This window comes from Turicibacter faecis, assembly GCF_037076425.1.
GTDB lineage: Bacteria > Bacillota_I > Bacilli_A > MOL361 > Turicibacteraceae > Turicibacter > Turicibacter faecis.
Genome location: NZ_AP028127.1, coordinates 309,836 through 330,074, shown reverse-complemented (window position 1 = coordinate 330,074; position 20,239 = coordinate 309,836). Strand labels below are relative to the sequence as shown.

Below are 20,239 nucleotides of genomic sequence, written 5' to 3'. Positions count from 1 at the left end.
GTTAATAAAAATAATTTTAATTAGGATAGGAAGGTCATATCTATGAAAAAAAGTTTAACGGCTCTTGCCATCATCACAGTAATTACTCTTATAAGTGCATGTAGCCACACTAAACAAGGCGAAACACCATATCAAACTTCAACGGTAGAAGACAAAAAGAATGACGATTCTAAAAATAATACTGTTGATACAATTACCAATCCTTCGCTCGTAACAGATGATAAATCATTAGAGGTTGCACGCGAAACAAGTTGGATTGTAATCCTTCAAAATGATGTAACAGCTGATCACGATTTAGTTTTCCAAGGTGGTCTTAAAAAAGGTGACGTTGTTACTCCTCGCTTAATCACATTATATAATCAAGATGAAAACAAGGTTAAAACCGCTTCTTATACATTAACAGCTCCCCGTGCTACCTTTAAAGAAGATGGATCAGCAATTAAAGGTGGAACATTTAAAGGTGACGTCTATGTTGAATGTAATAACTTTAAACTAATTGATGCAACTATCGATGGAAATGTATACTTTAAAGATAAAGCGGCACAAGATAGTTTCCAATTAGATGACTCGTCAAAAGTAACAGGTAAAATGGAAATTCAATAACCGTTCTTTAAGAAATGAAGTCAAAACAGTAGTTTTTTCTACTCCTATATTGTTTTAAATCAAAAAAACTACCCATTATTGGGTAGTTTTTTTATTGGTTTAAATATTGCTCTAATATCCAATTATTTTCATAAATTTCCGTTGCTGCTTCAGTTCCTACATAACGTAAATGCCAGGGTTCATACTGATATCCTGTTTCAGATTCGCGCCCTTCTAAATAACGGATAATGAATCCAAAGCGATGGGCATTCTCTTTCAACCATATTCCTTCGTTCGTTTCACCAAATAAGATTGATAAGTCACCATCCACACTATCAGACGTCACATCAATAGCTAACCCCGTCTGATGTTCACTATGTCCAGCCCTTGCGCTAAATTTATCAGCTGCCTCTTGGCCACTCTCTGAAACATAACGTTGATAAAGTGCAACCTGAGTATCATATGATCGATAACCGCTACGTGCTAAGAGAATTAAACCAGCCTCTTCACGAGCAGTCGTAAATAATTGCTCAAGGTAAAAAGCTGCCTCTTCACGCAAATAGATTGATTGATTACGGTTTCCCCCAACCGTTAATACATTAGGTAATACGAGGTCATATGGCTCATAATTAGAATCCAACGCATAATTTTTATTCACTAAAACAAGTGTTGCATCCCCTTCAGCAACCGTAACAATGTTTTCATAAAATCCAGGTTTATCTTGCGTTTCTTCTTCAAGAGATTGATTTTCTCCATCCTTTGCCTGATCTTCCCGTACCTGCGATACCTTTGAAGAGTCTTCTAATAACTTCGCATCACTTTCACCAGAAATGGTTAAATAATTACTTACACTCAAAACGCTGACCATCAATACTAATCCTAAAATAAATTTTAATTCAATTCTTTTACGTACTAGCTCCATCCATTTCATCGTTTCTTACCTATCCCATCTATTTGTTTATCTTCTTTTAGTATATCACAAATTAATCTAATTAGTTTAAATTATCGAAAGAATTAGACAATTATTGTATTTTTTTTCGTCATTAAACTCATAAAAAAGACGAATTTTCTATTCTATTTTCAAGATTATTATTATCCTCCGTTAGAAACCTCTTCATTATTCACTTGATGATCATCATCGCTATTTACTGGATGAAAATTAGAAATCAATTGCACTAAGTTAACCCCAGTTAATGCCTCGACCACTTCAGGAACCTCTGTCATCATTTTCGTAATATTTTGGGTAACCTTTGCTGCACCACGTCCATCACCATTATCGATAATAACCATTTTTTCTGTTTTTGATAAAGGTTCAGCTATATTTTTTGCAATTTCCGGCAACTTATCGACAATCATTTGGACCATAGCCGCCTCTTTATATTGTTTATAGGCCTCCGCTTTCTCACGAAGTGCTTCTGCCTCTGCCTTCATAGCTAGTGCAGTTGCTTCTCCCTTCAATTTCGTTGCTTCCGCTTCCGCCTGACCTTTAATGCGAATTGATTCTGCCTCAGCTTCCGCACTTTTAATAATAGAATATCGTTTTGCATCGGCTTCCTGTTCTTCTTTATACTTTTGGGCTTCTGCAACCTTTCTAACTGTTGCCTCTAGTTCTTTCTCCTGTTTAATCGCCTGCTGAACAGCAATCTCTGTTTGGCGTTGCTCCTCAAATAATTGAGTATTTTTCAAAGCTTCAATCACGCTCTTTTTCACCACATTCTGCTCAACCTCGTACGCGTAATCCGCTTTTGCCTGCGCCTTCTGCTCCTCTTCCTTATAAGCCTGTATACGTAATTCTTTTTCTTTCTTAGCTAAAGCTATTTCCGTTTCTGCTTTTAACTGCGCTTCGGTTCCAAGGCGCTTTGCCTCTGAAGTTTTCTGCATTTTATCCCGTTCAGCCTCAGCCTCCGCAATTGCAGCATTCTTCTTAACTTCTGCAATTTGTTTAGCTCCTAGTGCTGTTAAATACCCCTTTGTATCATCAATATCACGAATCGTAAATGTTTTAATCTCAAGCCCCATCTTATCTAGATCCGCCTTTGCAACATTTTCCACCTCATTGGCGAACATCTCGCGGTCCTTATAAATTTCCTCAATTGTCATTTTAGAGACAATTTCCCGAAGCTTTCCTTCTAGTACATCTTGAACCGTTTCTTTAATAACATTAATCGTTTCCTTCTCACGTCCTGTATTAAACTGTTCAACTGCTAACAAAACACTTCGGGGATCCGAATTAACCTTAATAATAGCTACCCCATCCGTATCAAGTGGTACACCGTTACTATCAAGTGATTCATGTGTCTTTACTTCAACCTTAATATTTTCTAAAGAAATTCGCGACGTTTGTTCTAAAAAAGGAATCACGATTCCCCCGCTTCCGCTAATAACACGACGCTTTAACCCCGTCACCACAATCGCCTTATCCTGCGGTGCCTTTTTCCATACAATTAACAACAGAATACACACCCCAACAAAAATAATGATAGGTATCATCTTCACTCCTCCTCAATTCCAACCTTATCATAAATATATGACAATATTCCCCCAGATAGAACACTAAGGTTTACTTATTAACCCCCTCACTTATAAGATAAAATAGTTGAAGGCATCACCTATTTTAAAAATTAAAGAGTATGAAAATATCGGTTTTATAACAAAATAATATTTATTCTGTCCCTTTAGGACGATTTAACATCTTTCAACATTGTTAGTTGACAATGATACCTATTAGACATATAATTTTATTATCACGTTATCTAGTATTAAAAACTAGATTATATAGTTAGGAGGAACAAGAATGAGAAATTATATACGCGAACCCATTAATAGTTTAACTCACCTTATAGGAGCTATCCTATCTTTACTAGCACTAATCGCTATGATTACAAAGGTATGCGTTTCTGGTAAGACCTCGATTGAATTAACAGCAGTTATTATATTTGGAATAAGTATGATTTTACTGTATGCTACCTCTGCAACTTACCATATGGTAATTTCATCTGATCACGTTCTTAACTTTTTACAACGACTCGACCACAGTATGATCTTTATATTAATTGCAGGTTCCTATACTCCCTTTTGCCTAATTGCACTAGATAACAAATTAGGGTGGATCTTATTTAGTATCGTTGGCCTCTTCGCCGTACTCGGCGTCGTCTTTAAATTAGCCTGGTTTAAATGCCCTCGAGTTATCTCTACAACAATCTATATTGTGATGGGATGGTTAGCTATTTTTGTTTTTAAACCTTTATTATTATCTTTAGGTACAAATGGATTATTTCTTTTAATCTTTGGTGGGTTGCTTTATACTGTTGGGGGTGTGATTTACGCCCTAAAACCAAAATCTTTATCCTTTAAACACTGGGGATTTCATGAAATATTTCACCTCTTTATCATGATGGGAAGCCTTTATCACTTCCTTTGTATTTACTTATACGTTCTATAACCAGTATCTAAAAGACGCTTAAACAACGTTTACTTCCCACACGCCTTTTTAGATATAACAAAAAAGACTGAGTAATTGACTCAGTCTTTTTTTGCTAAGAGGTTCTTTTATATAATTAGCAGTCGAATTTATCGTTGCATCCTGCTTTTTTACACACGTCTTGAGGGCGACGTCCATGGTCACGACGATCATATTCTTTCACAACTTCTGTTTTAGTAATATAGTTATGATGATAATGATGATGTTCTACTTCTTTGCATACAACTGGAATAATATGTTTTACACAATGATGAACTTCTTTATCTGTTCTACAATATACGGTTGGTTCAACGATCACTTTACAACGACGTTCACGTCCGCATCCGCATCCCATTTGAGGTTTACGTTGTTGGCATCCGCATCCTCTCATAGGTTTTTCTGGTTTACGTTGTTGACAACCGCATCCTTTGAACTCTTCAAATTCACATTCTTCGGCTTCATATTCTTGATTAAAGTCGAAGTAATTTTCTTCCATACCTTCAGTATACCATTCTGTTCCTTCTTGCATACGTGTATAATCGTTTCTTTTCATAGTTTCTTATCTCCTTTAATGTTAACTGTATTTTGTCGTTCATTACTACCTCCCACATCTGTTTAGTTACCGCATTGGAGTATTTATCTCATTTGAATAATACTCGATATTATTCTGCATAATGGGAACATACACATAGTGATGATGATAATAATGATTTCCGATTCTTGTTACAATGACTGGGGTGTCACCTCTTAAGTACCCAAAACTATCCATTGAATGAGTAGAATTGGGGTTTGGCTCAAATTGATGAGAAGATTTAAAGGTATTGGCTCCTTTTATTTCATTGGTTATAGCATAGGACTGCCATCCTTCCATGTTATCTCCTCCTTTCGGTTTCCCTTGAGCTTTACAATATACTATATTAAAAAGTCGAATTTTTGTTAGTATTTTATCCTAAAATTAGCGTATAAAATAAAAAAAATCATCCAAAAATTTGGATGATTCTATTTGATCAATTAACGCCATTCATAATCACATATAAATGCTTATAGCCTAAAGAATTTAATTGTTGAGCTACATATTTGCTACGTGTTCCCTTTTGGCAATAAATAATAATGTTTTTCTCCTTATACGGCTCTAACTCATTCAAATGTTCATTTAATTCAGACATCGGAATATTAATTGCATGATCCAAATGGAACTGAAGATATTCCGCGTGATTTCGAACATCTACTAATAGATTGTTTCGTGTATCATTTGCCATTTTTTCAGCTTCCGCCTTAGATAAATAGAGAATGCCTTGATTCTGATGGGCATTTGCAGATATATCCCTGTATTCTACTGGCGTAAAAGAAAATAAAAAGAAAAAAAGTAAAAGAGTTAGTCTATTAATTTTGGAAAATGTCATTAATGTCACACCCATTTCTAATCATTACTATTAGTATGAAAAGGGAAGATAAAAATATTCTCTTGTGACTATGAAATTTCATATATTTATTGCCTTTAATATGATACTCCATCTCTCTTATGAGGCAAGAGACTATCTAATACAAATAAAAAGGGAATCTATTATTTTAAAATGAAATATTCCCCTTTATTGCTCCCTACGATTGACTTGAAAAGAGTAGTTATTAAAAACATATTTAAACTTAATTTAAATTGAACTTTTTAAATTCACCTAAAAAAGAAAAAGGCGAGAATTTCATTAATAAATGAATGCCTTTTCTTAAACAAATTGCCACTATTCCACTTTTTCTGCTTTATCATCCTTTTTCAAATGACATCATAATCTTATGCGTTTTTCTTTTTAAGGAAAATCCCCATAATTGCTCCAATGAAAATAAGTGGCGATAATCTAATAAATAACCATTCGAAGATATGGAAGAGGACACCGACCACGACCGTTTCTGGATGACTATAGTCCCAACCAAGGTAAGGACTCTTTAATAAGAATAGCACAATAAAAATAATCAAAATAATAATAACGAGGGAGATCAATAACCATCGAATTTTTTTCTTCTTGAGACTTTAATTTGCACGAGTTGCAAATTTATATCCTCTAGTTTTTTTGAAATAGCTAGTAGGTCTTCATTCATTTCAATCTTGGATACCCTAACCGTTTCACCTAATAAAACACTTACGTTTGTTTCTAAAATTGCTGATATAGAAATCAACATTTCGGAATCAGGAACTGATAATCCCCGTTCCCATTTTGAAACTGTTTGACGTACTACTTTTAACTCACGAGCTAGTTTCTCTTGAGATAATCCCCTTGACTGTCTCATTAACTTAATATTTTCATTTAACATATTTGTTAACCTCCTTTTTACTCCATCACTAAACCCATTGTATAAGGAGATAGTCGTTGCCACAAGCAACCTAAATTAACATGATAAATCCCCCCGTCTCTAAACATCTGACACCCTATTATTTTTCTCACATGACCCTCATTATTTCCAATTTACGAGAAAATAATCGTTATTATTCCTTGACGTTAATCCCTTTTTTCTTCTAAAATCTCATATTTTCAACTAAATTTTTTTCTCATCCTATGGAAAGATGCAATAAAAGACATCATTCTTCAATAAAACCTCATTAATTTCCGTTTTTAGAGGAGTTATTAATGAGAAAACAAGGCAACTGGTATACATCATACTAATTTTTATTAGATAAAAAAGAGTTAAACCCATGCCTATAAAAAAATTCCTGGGAAATAATTTCTCAGGAATTGGATATTATGCGTATTAAAAAATATTTTTTAACTCATTGATTTGTTCATCATCGTCTAGTTTAAATTTAAGTGGAGAAATCGTTATGTATCCCTTCATAATAGACTTCACATCAGTCTCTTCTGACTGATCAATATCTAACAAAGGACCAGACAAACGATGTCCCTCCGAATCCTCGACATAAACCTCCTCATAACGACTTATCCCAACGGTTGTAATTTTAACTCCTTTAGGATGGGCCAACGAAGGAAAATTAATATTTATTGTAGTATCTGATCGTAACGGACGCTCCAGTAATTTATTTAAAATTTCAGGCAAATAGGTAACTACAACGTCAAAGTTAGAATCTGTTGTCGAAATAGCCATAGCTGGATACCCACAGAGATTGGCCTCAATTGCACCAGATACTGTACCCGAGTACAATACATCTGTCCCAACGTTCCTTTCATCATTTATCCCTGATAGGACTAAATCAGGAATTATTTTTAAATGTGCCGTTGCATATTTTACACAATCAGCTGGAGTCCCATCGATACTTACCGCTAACTGAGTGCCCTCCATCAAGGTTGAATAAGATTTTAAGGAACGCCTCATCGTAATTCCATGACCGACAGCACTGTTGTTATGATGGGGAGCAACAACATACACCTCACCATAATGGGAAGCTAACTTAGCAAGTTTGCCAATCCCAGGGGCAGAAATTCCGTCATCATTTGTAATTAAAATCTTCATCTTATCCTCTCCTAATTTTGCGCCGCCAGGGCATTTAAATCTTCAATAATTTCATTAACAGTCGCCCATGCTTCTACCCGAGCACCTGCCGCTTGAATATGGCCACCACCGCCATATTTTTTAGCAACCTCATTAACAGCAGCACCGCTTGATCGAAGGTTAACTCTAATAACTCCTGAGTCTTTATCCTCAACAAAAAAGGCCCATATTTTTATTCCTTCAATGTTCGCTAATGTGTTAACTTGAGATGAAGCCGAATTCTCTGAAACCTTTAACTGTTTTAATAATTGATCAGTTAACTTAACATAAGCAACTCCGTGTTCAGTCTCCTCAAAATTTAAAAGAGTATACCCTTTAAATCGTACCATTTCTTTAGACTGCGTATACATTTGGGCATACAGCTCTACCATATCAAAATTATACTTCAATAGCTCTGATGCATATTTTAATGTCTGAGGTGAAACCCCCCTGAATAAAAATCGTCCACTATCCGATACGATTCCATTGTATAAACAGCGGGCCCCATTCGCATTAATTTTCAAATGACATTTTATTAATAAATGTGTAATCATTTCACATGTTGAAGTATAAGAAGTATCAATCCATTCAATATCCGCAAATTCATCTGTAAATGGATGATGATCAATTTTTATTTTATAAGCCCCTAATTTCCAACGTTCATCAGAGATTCGTGCCGCATTCGGTGTATCTGTAACAATAACTAGAGCCCCCTGATAAGTTTCATCCTCAATCTTATCAGTAACCCCAATGTAGCGTAAGTAGTCAAGTTCTTCCCCTACAATGTATACTTTTTTATTTGGAAAAGTTGTTTTAATAATTTCGTATAGTCCAAACGATGAACCATATGCATCTCCATCCGGAATCACATGTCGGTGAATAATAATGGTTTCAAACTCTTCTATCTTATTAACAATTTGCTGGGTAATATCCATAATAATCATCTCCTACGATATAAAAAATAGGGATAGTTGCCTACCCCTATTCTAAACTACTATTATTTTAAAGAATTAACCGCTTCTTCAATTGCCTGTTCTGGAGAAACTCCATTTAACACAACTGATTCTACTGCTTTTTCAACTGCCATACGTACGTTGTATGAAGAGTATGCATCTTTATAGAATGATGGGTCATAGAAGAAATATTTTGCTTGTTCAGGCCCTACAATTTTTGTTTGATCATTTGATTCTACAACATAATTTTGGTAAGCATCAGATGCAACAACTGACTCACGGATTGGAAGATATGATGTTTCAGTTGCAAATAATAAGTTTCCTTCATATGATGATAAATATTTAGCAAACTCATAAGCAGCATAAACTTCTTCTTTTGATTTGTTTTGATCAAATACAACAACGTTTGTTCCTTGTTGAATAACCGCTCCTGTTTCATCAGAAACTTGAGGCATTGGAGCAATTCCTACTTCAAAGTCAGCTGTTGCAATGTGAGAGTATCCAGCTGTTGAACCCGTATACATATAAAGTAATTCACTCATAAAAGGTCCTGATAAATATTTATCTTCCCCTGGTAAGCGCCAATATCCAGCGTCTGCATTACGTTTTAATAACTCTAATGCTTCTTTAGCTGCTTTTGCTCCATCTTCGGCGAATAAAATATCTCCTTTAGAATTTGTATATTTACCACCGTATTGTTGAACCATCGTGATGAAATAGTTTGCAGGTGCGTCAATACCAAATGCTGTTTTTCCCGTTAACTCATGAATTTTAGCAGAAACTTCTTCTACTTCATCCCAAGTTGTAGGAACTTTTAAACCATTTTCATCAAAGAATTTTTTATTGTAATATAAAACTTCTGTTGATTTATTAAATGGAAGTGAATAGAATTTTCCACCTTCATATTGGCTATTTTCTTCACGGTAAGATTTAATAATGTCATCGAAATCTTTGATTCCCACTTTTCCATCATTAATATACGGATCTAAATCCACAACAGAACCTGATTGTAAATATTCAGCTACCCAGTCTGGATAAGCTTGCGCGATAGCTGGAACCGATCCAGATTTTAAAGCAGCTGTTGTTTTTGTTTTTAAATCGGTATATTGACCTTGGTAAACAGGTTTAACTGTAATTTTCTTTTCTGCTCCAACGGTAGCATTAAAATCTGCAACTAATTTTTCTACAGCTTCCTGATTTGTTCCTGCCATAGCATGCCAAAATTCAATGGTTACAGGATTTTCAATAGTTGTAACAATTTCTGATTGTTCTTTTTCTGGTTGTTTGTTATCCTTTGAGGAACATGCGACAAGGGATGTTAAACCAGCAACAAGAGATAATGATAACATTAATTTCTTCACGGTTTAGACCTCCTATTCAATTTACATTGAATGATATATTTATATGTATAAAGGAATCTTCCTTTTATACTCACCATTGATGTTATTAGGGGAGACTACCCTTTTAATCCTCCACGAGTCACTCCGCTAATAATATATTTTTGTAAGAATAAGTAAATGATTGCAACTGGAATAATAATAATTGTTGCTGCTGCCATTTGCAAATGAACTTGTGAACCCGATTCATTTGTAAAATGTGTTAACCCAATCGTTAAAACACGCATTTTATCATTATTTGTAATTAATAATGGCCATAAGAAGGCATTCCAACTTGCAATGAAATTTAAGATAGCAATCGTTACGATCGCACTAATCGTATTAGGAATCATGATTTTCCATAAGTATTTCCAATCACTACATCCATCAATTTTTGCTGCCTTATATAATTGTTCCGGTATTTGCATGAAATATTGTCTTAATAAGAAAATATAAAAAACATTTGCAATATAAGGAATAATTAACCCTTGAAATGTATCAATCCAACCCAACGTTGAAACCGTTTGATAATTTTGAATAATTAACATTTCACCTGGAACCATCATCGTCGCTAATAAAAGCGTAAAAATAGTATTACTTCCGAAAAATTTATAGCGTGTAAATGAAAAAGCCGCGAAAATCGTTACAAATAACGTTAAAATAGTATTTCCAACTGAAGAAATTAACGTATTTTTAAAATAAATATCGAAAGGAGCCATTTCCATTGCCGTTTTATAATTTTCGAATTGTGCCACCGCTGGAAAAATTTTAGGTGGCACAGAGATTGACTCACCATATGTTTTTAATGATGTTAAAAGCATGAAAATAAATGGGAAAAGCATCACCAATGCCCCTAAAATGAGCGCTGCATAAATGAGTACTTTGGCCCAAACTGACGTAATTTTTTTTGTATTACTTTCCACTCTGTACACTCCCTATTTTTATTTATAGTGAACTAATTTTTTACTTAACAACATTTGAATACCTGTAATAATCAAGATAATTACAAATAAGATAATTGATGCCGCTGCTGCTTTATGTACTTGAGAAGATCCATAAAACATATCATAAATGTAATATACGACAGTCATACAGCTATTAGCTGGGCCAGGTTTACCACCAAATAAGGCGAATACCTCATTATAGACTTTAAAACTTCCGATAACAGACGTAATTGTTAAGAAAAACACAGTCGGTGATAAAAGTGGCAACGTAATACGTGTGAAAACCTTCCATTTAGGTGTTCCATCTATCTGCGCCGCTTTATAATATTGGGGATCGATATTTTGCAATCCTGATAAGAAGATAACAATTTTAAATGCTAATCCACTCCAAATATTAAAGATAATAAGGGCCCAAATGGCCATCTTCGGATCGTTTAACCATTGAATCGGCTGTACTCCGAATAACCCTAAAAATTGATTAATGTATCCAAAATCACTATGGAATAACCAACTCCAAACGATTCCGATTGCAATAACAGACGTTACATAAGGTAAGAAATAAATTGCTTGAAAAAACTTACTCGCCTTAATTCCTGAATTTAAAAGTAAAGCAATGGCCAACGCAATAATCATCGAAACAGGTACTGCGATAACAACAATTAAAAAAGTATTCATTAACGCTTTTTGAAAATTAGCGTCTGTTAAAACAAACTGAAATGTTGATAATCCAAATCCACTTCCTTCGTCAGTATAGTAATTATATCTTTCGTAAAATCCCATACGAAATGACATTACTAATGGATACACAACAAAGATCAGTGTGATGATGAGGGTTGGTAATAAATATAAATAACCTAAAAAGTTTTGTTTAATCGTAGTTTTAGTCGCATTTGAGAGATTGGTTTTATTTTTCATTTTATACACCTACCCTAAACGATGACCTGAAGTTTTATCAAATAAATGAATGGCTTGTGGTTTTACAGCCAGTTTAACTTTATCTGAAACTTTCACTTCATAATCTGAATCAATTAAGCAACGAATTTTTTGTCCTTCAACTTCAACTGTCATTAAAGTATCACGTCCAATAACCTCTACCATCGTTACCGTCGCATCCATTCCTTCATGCTCTGATAAACGCCATGATTCTGGGCGCACCCCAATGATTACTTCACCATCTGCAGCCTCCATTTCACTTAAAACAGATGAACCAATCATAATTTTATGATTTTCAACTTTACCTGTTAAAAATCCCATCGGTGGCGTTCCCATAAATGAAGCGACGAACTGATTAGCTGGTTTACGGTACATCTCTTGAGGCGCCTCTTTTTGTTGTAATACCCCGTCCTTCATTAAAACGATTGTATCCGTAATACTCATAGCTTCTTCTTGATCATGAGTTACGAAAATAGTAGTAATACCCGTTTCTTGTTGGATACGGCGAATTTCTTCTCGCGTCTCTAAACGTAAGCGAGCATCAAGATTTGATAATGGTTCGTCTAATAACAATACGCGTGGTTTTTTAGCAATAGCACGAGCAATTGCCACACGTTGTTGCTGTCCTCCTGATAATTCTCCCGGCTTTCTATCCATAAGGTGACCAATTTGAACTAAATCAGCCATTTCTTGGGCAGTCTTTAATGCTTCCGCTTTAGGAACTTTAGCATTTTCTAAAGGAAACATAATGTTTTGACGGACTGTCATATGTGGATATAATGCGTAGTTTTGGAATACCAGTCCAATTCCACGTTTTTCTGGTGGTAAATCCGTTACATCTTCATCACCAAAATAAATACGTCCACTTGTTGGTTTTTCTAATCCTGCAATCATGTACAGTGTTGTCGATTTCCCACAACCCGATGGGCCTAAAAGTCCTGCTAATGTTCCATCGTCAATTGTGACATTCAAGTTGTTAACTGCGGTAAAATCGCCAAAGCTCTTTGTAATGCCCTCTAATCTTACTTCCATTGAACTAACCTCCAAAAATATGCATCCGTTTACGACTCAACTTATAGGGATACTTTTATAATTTTTTTGCATTCATTTAGTATTCTAAAGAATAATGGTAGTTTAAGTCAACAAAATTCCCTAAAAAAATAGAGATATCCTTCAATAACTGTCGAACTATGCAGATTGTTTTTTCACTCTCTTACAATTATGCCCAATAATAAAATTATTATAATAAACAAATATTTTTTTATTAATTCTTTACGATTAATCACACTTTCGCCCACTCCTTAATAAACTATCTTAGACCGAGAAATAATGTGTCGGTAATAAGGAGGATATTATGAAAAATTTCAAATGTTTTCTATCGTTCTTTATATTATTATTTGTATTTACAGGTCTCTTAGCCGGTTGTCAAAAGGATACAAGTTCATTAACAAAAATTAAGGTAGCAGAAGTAACTCACTCTGTCTTTTATGCCCCTAGTTATGTAGCCATGAGCGAAGGATTTTTCGAGGAAGAAGGCTTAGAGGTAGAATTAACAAATGCTGGTGGAGCTGACAAAGCAATGGCAGCCCTCATTTCTGGTGAAGTTCAGGTTGGGTTTATGGGACCTGAAGCAACCATCTATGTTTATAACGAAGGTGGAAAGGATATTCCAATCAACTTTGCTCAATTAACACAACGCGATGGAAGTTTCTTAGTATCTAAAAATCCTAATCCTAATTTTACATTCGATAGTCTAAAAGGATCTGAAATCATTGGTGGACGTAAAGGTGGCGTTCCTGAAATGACGCTTGAATATGTCCTTAAATCAAAAGGTTTAGATGCACGCCCTGATGATAAAAATGCAGAAGTCAATGTCCGAACAGATATTGCCTTTGATGCAATGGCAGGCGCATTTACTGGACTAGATGCGGATTATGTAACCTTATTTGAACCTTTAGCAACTTCTATGGAAAATGAAGGGAAAGGTTATATTGTAGCTTCTATTGGGGAACAAGTGGATAACATCCCTTACACTTGCTACAGTACGACAGCTTCTTATATGAACGAAAATGGTGATCAAATCCAGGCCTTTACAAATGCCATCTACAAAGCGCAACAATGGGTCGCTTCACACAGTAGTGAAGAAATCGCAACCTCAATCCATGGATTCTTTAGCGAAATGGAGTATGACGATTTAGTCACTGTTGTTAATCGATATAAATCAATTGATGCATGGGCAGAAACCCCTATTTTAAAAGAGGAAAGTCTAAATAACCTCATGACAGTCATGGAGGAAGCTGGACAACTTGATCAACGTGCACCTTACGATGTTATCGTGGATACAAGTTATGCTGAACATGCAGTTGAATCTATAAAATAACGTCATAAAAAAGGATTTAACCTCGATGATTCGGAGTTAAATCCTTTTTTAGGTACAAACCGCTTTATTTTTAATATGATATAGTATGACATATGCGCAAAATGGAGGTGTCATTATATGTCAAACATACTCGATGTGAATCATATCTACAAAGATTTCTACTCCTTAGATGAAGAACGTCAAATTCTCAAAGATATCAACTTTTCTGTAAAGGAAGGCGAAATTTTAGTGTTACTCGGGCCTTCAGGATGCGGAAAATCAACTATCTTAAATATAATTGCCGGACTTTTAGAACCTACTGCAGGATCTATCGATACCCACGGAAAAAAAATTGGCTATATGTTTCAAAAAGATCAACTTTTTGAGTGGCGAACCATTATGAAAAATATTACACTTGGTCTGGAAATTCAACATAAGCTAGATGATAAAACGAAAGTAGAAATACAAAGGCTATTACAAATTTATGATTTATGGGAATTCAGAAATAATTTTCCACGGGAACTTTCAGGGGGAATGAAACAACGTGCCGCTCTAATTCGAACGCTTGCCCTCAATCCTGATATCCTATTGTTAGATGAATCTTTCTCAGGGCTTGATTTTCAAACGAGACTAACCGTTACAGACGATATCTATAAAATCATTAAGAAAGAAAATAAAACTGCTATTCTTGTTACCCACGACATTTCAGAAGCTATTTCACTCGCTGATACTGTTGCTGTTTTGAGTCACCGTCCAACAACTATTCAGAGTGTTCACCAAATTCACTTAACATTAGATGGTGAAAAAACGCCATTCAATGCACGAACGGCTCCCGAATTCCAACATTACTTCGATTTATTCTGGAAGGAGTTGCAAAATGATGAAAAAAGACAGTAAAGGCTCAGCTGGTTACCTTAGCTATTTAAAAAATATCAAAAAAGAGGCCCGGCATATTTTATGGATTCAACTTTTATCGTGTCTCATTTTCTTAATTCTTTGGGAAGTTGCAGCCACGATTGGATGGATTGATGACTTCTTTGTGAGTAAACCTTCTGCCATTTGGTTCTTATTAATTAAATATATTGAAACGGGAGAAATATTTAGACATATTGGAATTTCCCTCTTTGAAACCTTAATTGGTTTAGTCATCGGAACAATTGGGGGGTTATTTATTGCGATTTGTTTATGGTGGTCAGATAAACTCGCTAAAATCTTTGACCCTTTCCTCGTTGTCCTAAATGCGCTTCCTAAAACAGCACTTGCCCCTATTTTAATTGTTTGGGTCGGCGCTAGCATGAAAGGAATTATTGTCATTGCTGTGATTACCTCAATTACCGTCACGATTATGTCTGCTTATAATTATTTCGTAACGGTGGATCCCGATAAAATCAAGCTCATGCAAAGTTTCGGGGCAAATAAATGGCAAATTCTCACCAAACTCATTTTACCCGCTAACGGAATTAATATGATTAATCTTTTAAAAATTAATATCGGTATGACCTGGGTCGGTGTCATCGTCGGAGAATTCATCGCCTCTAAAGCGGGAATTGGATATCTTATCGTTTACGGGGGACAAGTTTTCAAATTAAATGTTGTCATGATGGGCGTCTTCGTTCTATCCATCCTTACCCTTATTATGTATCAAGGGGTCAACCTTCTTGAAACCTATTTAAGAAAAAAACAAAGTACAAAAAAATAAGTGCCCGTTGACGACTACCCTCTCATGAACCTCTCCTCGTTTATAGTCATGAAGGAAAGAAAACGAGTCTTAATCTTACTCAATAGATTTTTCTATATCCGAATTTATTTGATAAAAGGAAGGAGGAACACAAATTGTTCCTTCTTCCTTTTTTAATGATAGGCCTTTAACTTTTTAATCGTAGAATCTGTTCCAAAGCTCGATAAATTATATAAAAATAATGCCTGAGTAAATTCATGTTCTCTTATATAATCATACGGATTTAAATTAAAATAGCGTAAATCGATTAAATGTATTTCCTCAAAATGCATGGCGAGAAATGGGACAAAATTATGGGCATAAGAGTCCTTAAACATCACTAATTTTTGACCATTTTCAACATTACTCTTAATCACCGTCAAAGCTTGATTCCCGTTGATAAACAGAGAATATTTGTCTCGCTGATCTAAATAATCATAATTATATAATCCATCTAATGACTCCCCTGTTCCCGGAAAAGTTAGTGAAAAGTCAACGGGGTGATTCGGATAGTACACATGAATCTCATCCGGTTTTAAGCGATGATCATTTGCTTTAAAATAGTGCGTCCCATAAAAATTGTGCGTAACAGTCTCTACGTGATAATCCAAATAAGGATTAATTCCCCATTCTTTCAACAATTGTTGATACGCATAAAAGGCACCTAGCGTGGTCCAATGATGATCCGTCCTATAATAAATAGCTTCTTCTTTATGCTCCATTAAAATAGGCATGACATCGACCAGGTGAACCTTCAATTCATCCTGCGCCTGGGACAACATTTTTTCCTGATCATATGTTGGGGCAAAAAGAGGGAGTTTATCCTCATAAATCTTAACTGCTGTTGGAACAAGCATCACCGTTGTATTTAGTTGCTCCATTTTGTTGTGAAAAGAATTAATGGCCTGTAAATTAATATCAAAATACTCTCCTTTATCAGAAAACTTTTCTAATAAATAACCATCCTTTCCAAAGTACACACCATTATTCTCACTTTTGTGGACGAATTGTTCAAAATCCGATTTTAAACCAACCCAGTGGTCTTTTAAAACAAATTGATCCGTCATGTATTTATCAAAATCCCTTGTATAATCCCCTGACAATAGACGATCTAAAGAAAAGTGCGGAAATTGCTGAAGCAATCGATTCTCTGATTCTGACTTTTCGCGATCTGGCGTCAATAAATTAAGGAGGGAAAATCCAAAAATAAAGATTAAAAAAGTAAAACTGATTAATCGGTTCGTTAATTTGTTCATATAGCTATCCTTCCTTAAAACCTAAAATATAAAAATGGATTATAAGATGAGTCGACTAAATAGGCCGTTGAGGCAATTAAAATCAATAAACAAATCATAGGAACGATGAATGCTTTAATTACTGAACCATATGGGCTATTAAATAGTTTTTGCCCAATTAGACGAATCATAGGAGTAGAAGCGATCGTTAAGAGAACGAAAAGAATGATATTTTGGCTTAAATAATAGAGTGTTTCCTGGTTAACCCATGTCGCGTTCCTTAATCCAAAAAGCACCGTAAAATAATTGATTAATTGATGAAAGTCCTCAAACGCAAAAAGTCCCCATCCAATCAGTAATAAAATAATTGTATAGACATGCCGCATCCAGCGAGGAGCACGTGATAACCAAAAGAGCAAAAAGGCCTTTTCTATGATGATTAAGATTCCAAAGTATAAGCCCCATAACACAAAATTCCAACTTGCCCCATGCCACAATCCCGTTAACATCCAAACAATAAACAAATTCAAATACATTCTTTTTTTACCCTTACGATTTCCGCCTAATGGAATATACACATAGTCTCTAAACCATGATCCTAACGAAATATGCCATCGTCGCCAAAACTCGGTAATACTTTGTGAGATGTAGGGATAATTAAAGTTTTCTAATAATTCGAATCCAAATAAGTAGCCAAGACCAATAGCCATATCAGAATATCCACTGAAATCAAAGTAAATTTGAAATCCAAAAGCCACTAATCCAAGCCATGCCATTACAATTGATAAATCACTCATCTCTGTTAATTGTATTTGATTCCATAGTAATCCTATATTATTAGCCAATAACACCTTTTTACCTAACCCAATGGTAAAACGCCAAATTCCTTTGGCAAAGAGATCTTCACTCTCTACTCGATGATCTAACTGATTTGCAATCGTTTGATATCGAACGATTGGTCCCGCGATAAGCTGTGGAAACATGGTGACATAGGCTCCTAAATCAATCATATTTTTCTTTGCCTTAGCTTCCTGTCTGAACACATCAATCGTATAGGACATCGTTTGAAAGGTATAAAAGGAAATTCCTATCGGTAAGGACATTTGGGGAATATAAAAATTTGTGTGAAATAATAAGTTAATATTAGTTAATAAGAACGTAGAATATTTAAAAAACACTAATAACCCTAAATTAATAGTAATCGAAGACAACACCACAAGCTTAGCTTTTTTAGGTTGATTCCTGTACCTCTCTACTAATAGGCCGTGTACAAAGTCTGTCACCGTAGAGAAAAGCATTAAAATAATATAAATTGGCTCTCCCCAGGCATAAAAAATAAGACTCACGATTAATAAAATAGTATTTCTTAACCTTCGAGGCACACTGAAGTAGAGAAGTAGCGTAAGGGGTAAAAAAACAAATAGAAAAACTAAACTACTAAAAACCATTCATTATCATCTCCTTTCATATAAAAAGAAGATTGGGTTATCCCCAATCTAACTCTTTATTTTATTTAACAGCCTTTTCAAAAAGTTTAATAATTTTTTCAGACTCTTCACTTGTTACATATAAAATATAATTTCCTTTTGTTTTTATTTTATTGTTTTTTACCAATTCATATTGATCAGGTAAATAAGTTGACCATGTAGCTTCTTGATTTGATAAAACTTTTTCATAAGATGATTTAATACTTTCTGTCGCTTTCGCATCTTTTCCTTCAGCAACCATAATTAATTCTGATCTAACATTCATTAAGTTTTGTAAAATATATCCTGACTTAATATCTTCTGGATTAAAAATTCCTTCATACATCGCCATTTCATCTTGATTTGTCATATCGATTAACGCATATCCTGGTAAAACCCCATCTTCTAAACTTACATCGTATGCTTTTGCAAGTTCGGCTTGGATTTGATTAATAACTTCCTTAGGCGATACTTCACCCGAAGAAGGTGTTTCTTGTTTGTCCTTACTACATCCGACAGTTAATACAATCATTAATAAGGCCACTAACATTAACTTTAAGTTTTTCATCTTTGATTCCTCCATGAAGTGATTCGATTTGATTAACAAATTTCTATTCGTTTAATTAGACGATTTATTCATTAATAGTGTTCCATTATTTAAATAAATAATAACATTATTTCCACCCTTTTTTTATTTCTCAATCAAGAATGATCCTTTATCGCTTGTGGATATTCCTTAAACGTCCATCAGTATCTATTAAAGTCCCTTATTGGGTTTACGTAAAAACCTTATAAACAAACACCTTGATTTTATAAATGGAACCCGTAGGGACTTCTTTCTTTGCTAATAAATTTCTCGCACTAGCCTCGTCTATCATTTGATTTATCCTCCGAATAAGTACGATTATTTCATTAAAACGATTACCTTGATCACTTAATCTATAAAAGGAGCAGATAAAAAAAGATCCTTCTCAATGAAACAGGACCTTTTTTGGGGATCATTAAATTTGATAATTTTTTAGGGCAACAGCCAATCTTATTGGATTAACACTTTGCTCCTCCCCTTCAACATCATACTCATAGTTTTTAAATAACCTTAACAAATTAAAAAATAAGTCTAAATCATCATCTAAAACATAAGTTGAGTAGATGTTTTCATCAACCTTCACCACAATCTTTTGACGGACTAAATTTGTTACCTTTGCGTCTGCAACCTGATAGACCAATTCAACCGTTTCAAATTGTTCGGGTAAACTCTTAAGAAAACTAATTAAATTTAAGGCATCTTCATCATAAGGTTTCGGCTCATTCGAATGAATGACAATAGTATATCTAATCAAAACTGGTTTCTTAAACTGACCATTATTAAACTCGATGATGTTAAGTGTTTCAGTTTTTAACATATTCTCCCCCCTTATTCTCTGACGATGCCTACTCCTATAGGCACTACCTCAAACATTATATGCCCCTTCATTTATAAATATGTATCTTACTTATAATTAATAACTATCCACCATATAACCTCTCCTTCTGTAATACATCGCTATCATCCGCTATAACTTTCGTATCCTTAAAGTTTCTCTCCTACTCTCCCGTCCATCAGGGAATTAAGCCTCTTTTCAAATATATGATTTTCTGTTTAATCGATCAATCTAACAACCCTTTAAGTGAAAATATAGTTAACTGATTGGTCTACTATTTATGATAACTATAAAATTCAAATGCCGCTACTAATCTATA

General features: G+C 34.6%; 21 protein-coding genes. 5 read left to right on the top strand and 16 right to left on the bottom strand.

Features of this window, described 5'->3' with window-relative positions; all coding sequences use genetic code 11:
* Positions 1-42 precede the first annotated feature (42 nt).
* Complete coding sequence (locus AACH31_RS01645; protein WP_262950276.1) at positions 43-603, top strand: lipofamily protein; 561 nt, start codon at positions 43-45, stop codon at positions 601-603.
* A 91-nt stretch (positions 604-694) separates the two neighbouring features.
* Here AACH31_RS01645 and AACH31_RS01640 read toward each other — a convergent pair whose 3' ends face one another.
* Positions 695-1,504 carry a M15 family metallopeptidase gene (locus AACH31_RS01640; RefSeq protein ID WP_262950277.1) on the bottom strand — a complete coding sequence of 270 codons (810 nt, stop codon included), beginning with the start codon at positions 1,502-1,504 and terminating at the stop codon, positions 695-697.
* 170 nt (positions 1,505-1,674) lie between these two features.
* Positions 1,675-3,072: a flotillin family protein gene (locus tag AACH31_RS01635; RefSeq protein WP_161831828.1), complete on the bottom strand. Its 1,398-nt coding sequence runs from the start codon at positions 3,070-3,072 to the stop codon at positions 1,675-1,677.
* Positions 3,073-3,376: 304 nt separating this feature from the next.
* Between AACH31_RS01635 and trhA the strand changes: the two genes are divergently transcribed.
* Positions 3,377-4,024, top strand: coding sequence for a PAQR family membrane homeostasis protein TrhA (gene trhA / locus AACH31_RS01630; RefSeq protein ID WP_161831827.1), 648 nt, complete (start codon positions 3,377-3,379; stop codon positions 4,022-4,024).
* A gap of 115 nt (positions 4,025-4,139) precedes the next feature.
* Here trhA and AACH31_RS01625 read toward each other — a convergent pair whose 3' ends face one another.
* The 10 genes from AACH31_RS01625 to AACH31_RS01580 form a co-directional block, all read right to left on the bottom strand.
* Entirely contained in the window at positions 4,140-4,595 is a 456-nt protein-coding gene (locus AACH31_RS01625; RefSeq protein ID WP_338617778.1) for a hypothetical protein, read from the bottom strand.
* Positions 4,596-4,661: 66 nt separating this feature from the next.
* On the bottom strand, positions 4,662-4,913 hold the full coding sequence (locus AACH31_RS01620) for a hypothetical protein (protein ID WP_161831825.1): 252 nt from the start codon (positions 4,911-4,913) through the stop codon (positions 4,662-4,664).
* Between the two features lie 136 nt (positions 4,914-5,049).
* On the bottom strand, positions 5,050-5,445 hold the full coding sequence (locus AACH31_RS01615) for a rhodanese-like domain-containing protein (RefSeq protein WP_161831824.1): 396 nt from the start codon (positions 5,443-5,445) through the stop codon (positions 5,050-5,052).
* A gap of 586 nt (positions 5,446-6,031) precedes the next feature.
* Positions 6,032-6,346, bottom strand: coding sequence for a helix-turn-helix domain-containing protein (locus AACH31_RS01610; protein WP_262950720.1), 315 nt, complete (start codon positions 6,344-6,346; stop codon positions 6,032-6,034).
* Between the two features lie 435 nt (positions 6,347-6,781).
* Positions 6,782-7,498, bottom strand: a complete 717-nt coding sequence (gene surE, locus AACH31_RS01605; protein ID WP_161831822.1) for a 5'/3'-nucleotidase SurE — start codon at positions 7,496-7,498, stop codon at positions 6,782-6,784.
* Between the two features lie 11 nt (positions 7,499-7,509).
* Positions 7,510-8,451 carry a DHH family phosphoesterase gene (locus AACH31_RS01600; protein ID WP_262950719.1) on the bottom strand — a complete coding sequence of 314 codons (942 nt, stop codon included), beginning with the start codon at positions 8,449-8,451 and terminating at the stop codon, positions 7,510-7,512.
* A gap of 62 nt (positions 8,452-8,513) precedes the next feature.
* Positions 8,514-9,830, bottom strand: a complete 1,317-nt coding sequence (locus AACH31_RS01595; RefSeq protein WP_161831820.1) for an ABC transporter substrate-binding protein — start codon at positions 9,828-9,830, stop codon at positions 8,514-8,516.
* 95 nt (positions 9,831-9,925) lie between these two features.
* Entirely contained in the window at positions 9,926-10,768 is an 843-nt protein-coding gene (locus AACH31_RS01590; RefSeq protein WP_262950718.1) for a carbohydrate ABC transporter permease, read from the bottom strand.
* Positions 10,769-10,786: 18 nt separating this feature from the next.
* Positions 10,787-11,704: a carbohydrate ABC transporter permease gene (locus tag AACH31_RS01585; RefSeq protein WP_161831818.1), complete on the bottom strand. Its 918-nt coding sequence runs from the start codon at positions 11,702-11,704 to the stop codon at positions 10,787-10,789.
* A 9-nt stretch (positions 11,705-11,713) separates the two neighbouring features.
* Entirely contained in the window at positions 11,714-12,754 is a 1,041-nt protein-coding gene (locus AACH31_RS01580; RefSeq protein ID WP_161831817.1) for an ABC transporter ATP-binding protein, read from the bottom strand.
* 322 nt (positions 12,755-13,076) lie between these two features.
* Here AACH31_RS01580 and AACH31_RS01575 point away from each other — a divergent pair, with 322 nt between their 5' ends.
* The 3 genes from AACH31_RS01575 (at position 13,077) to AACH31_RS01565 (ending at position 15,780) form a co-directional block, all read left to right on the top strand.
* Complete coding sequence (locus tag AACH31_RS01575) at positions 13,077-14,102, top strand: ABC transporter substrate-binding protein (protein WP_161831816.1); 1,026 nt, start codon at positions 13,077-13,079, stop codon at positions 14,100-14,102.
* A 117-nt stretch (positions 14,103-14,219) separates the two neighbouring features.
* The gene (locus AACH31_RS01570; protein WP_161831815.1) at positions 14,220-14,978 is read left to right on the top strand and encodes an ABC transporter ATP-binding protein; all 759 of its coding nucleotides are present in this window, start codon (positions 14,220-14,222) and stop codon (positions 14,976-14,978) included.
* Positions 14,962-15,780, top strand: coding sequence for an ABC transporter permease (locus AACH31_RS01565; protein WP_161831814.1), 819 nt, complete (start codon positions 14,962-14,964; stop codon positions 15,778-15,780). Before AACH31_RS01570 ends, AACH31_RS01565 begins: the two co-directional genes overlap by 17 nt.
* 152 nt (positions 15,781-15,932) lie before the next feature.
* On the opposite strand, the gene AACH31_RS01560 is transcribed toward AACH31_RS01565, so the two are convergent.
* From AACH31_RS01560 to AACH31_RS01545, 4 genes are all read right to left on the bottom strand, one after another.
* Positions 15,933-17,054: a DHHW family protein gene (locus tag AACH31_RS01560; RefSeq protein WP_161831813.1), complete on the bottom strand. Its 1,122-nt coding sequence runs from the start codon at positions 17,052-17,054 to the stop codon at positions 15,933-15,935.
* Between the two features lie 14 nt (positions 17,055-17,068).
* Positions 17,069-18,481 carry an MBOAT family O-acyltransferase gene (locus AACH31_RS01555; RefSeq protein ID WP_161831812.1) on the bottom strand — a complete coding sequence of 471 codons (1,413 nt, stop codon included), beginning with the start codon at positions 18,479-18,481 and terminating at the stop codon, positions 17,069-17,071.
* Between the two features lie 61 nt (positions 18,482-18,542).
* Positions 18,543-19,067 (bottom strand): DUF4358 domain-containing protein, encoded by a 525-nt coding sequence (locus AACH31_RS01550; protein ID WP_161831811.1) that lies wholly within the window; start codon positions 19,065-19,067, stop codon positions 18,543-18,545.
* 433 nt (positions 19,068-19,500) lie between these two features.
* Positions 19,501-19,902 carry a hypothetical protein gene (locus AACH31_RS01545; protein WP_161831810.1) on the bottom strand — a complete coding sequence of 134 codons (402 nt, stop codon included), beginning with the start codon at positions 19,900-19,902 and terminating at the stop codon, positions 19,501-19,503.
* Positions 19,903-20,239 lie beyond the last annotated feature (337 nt).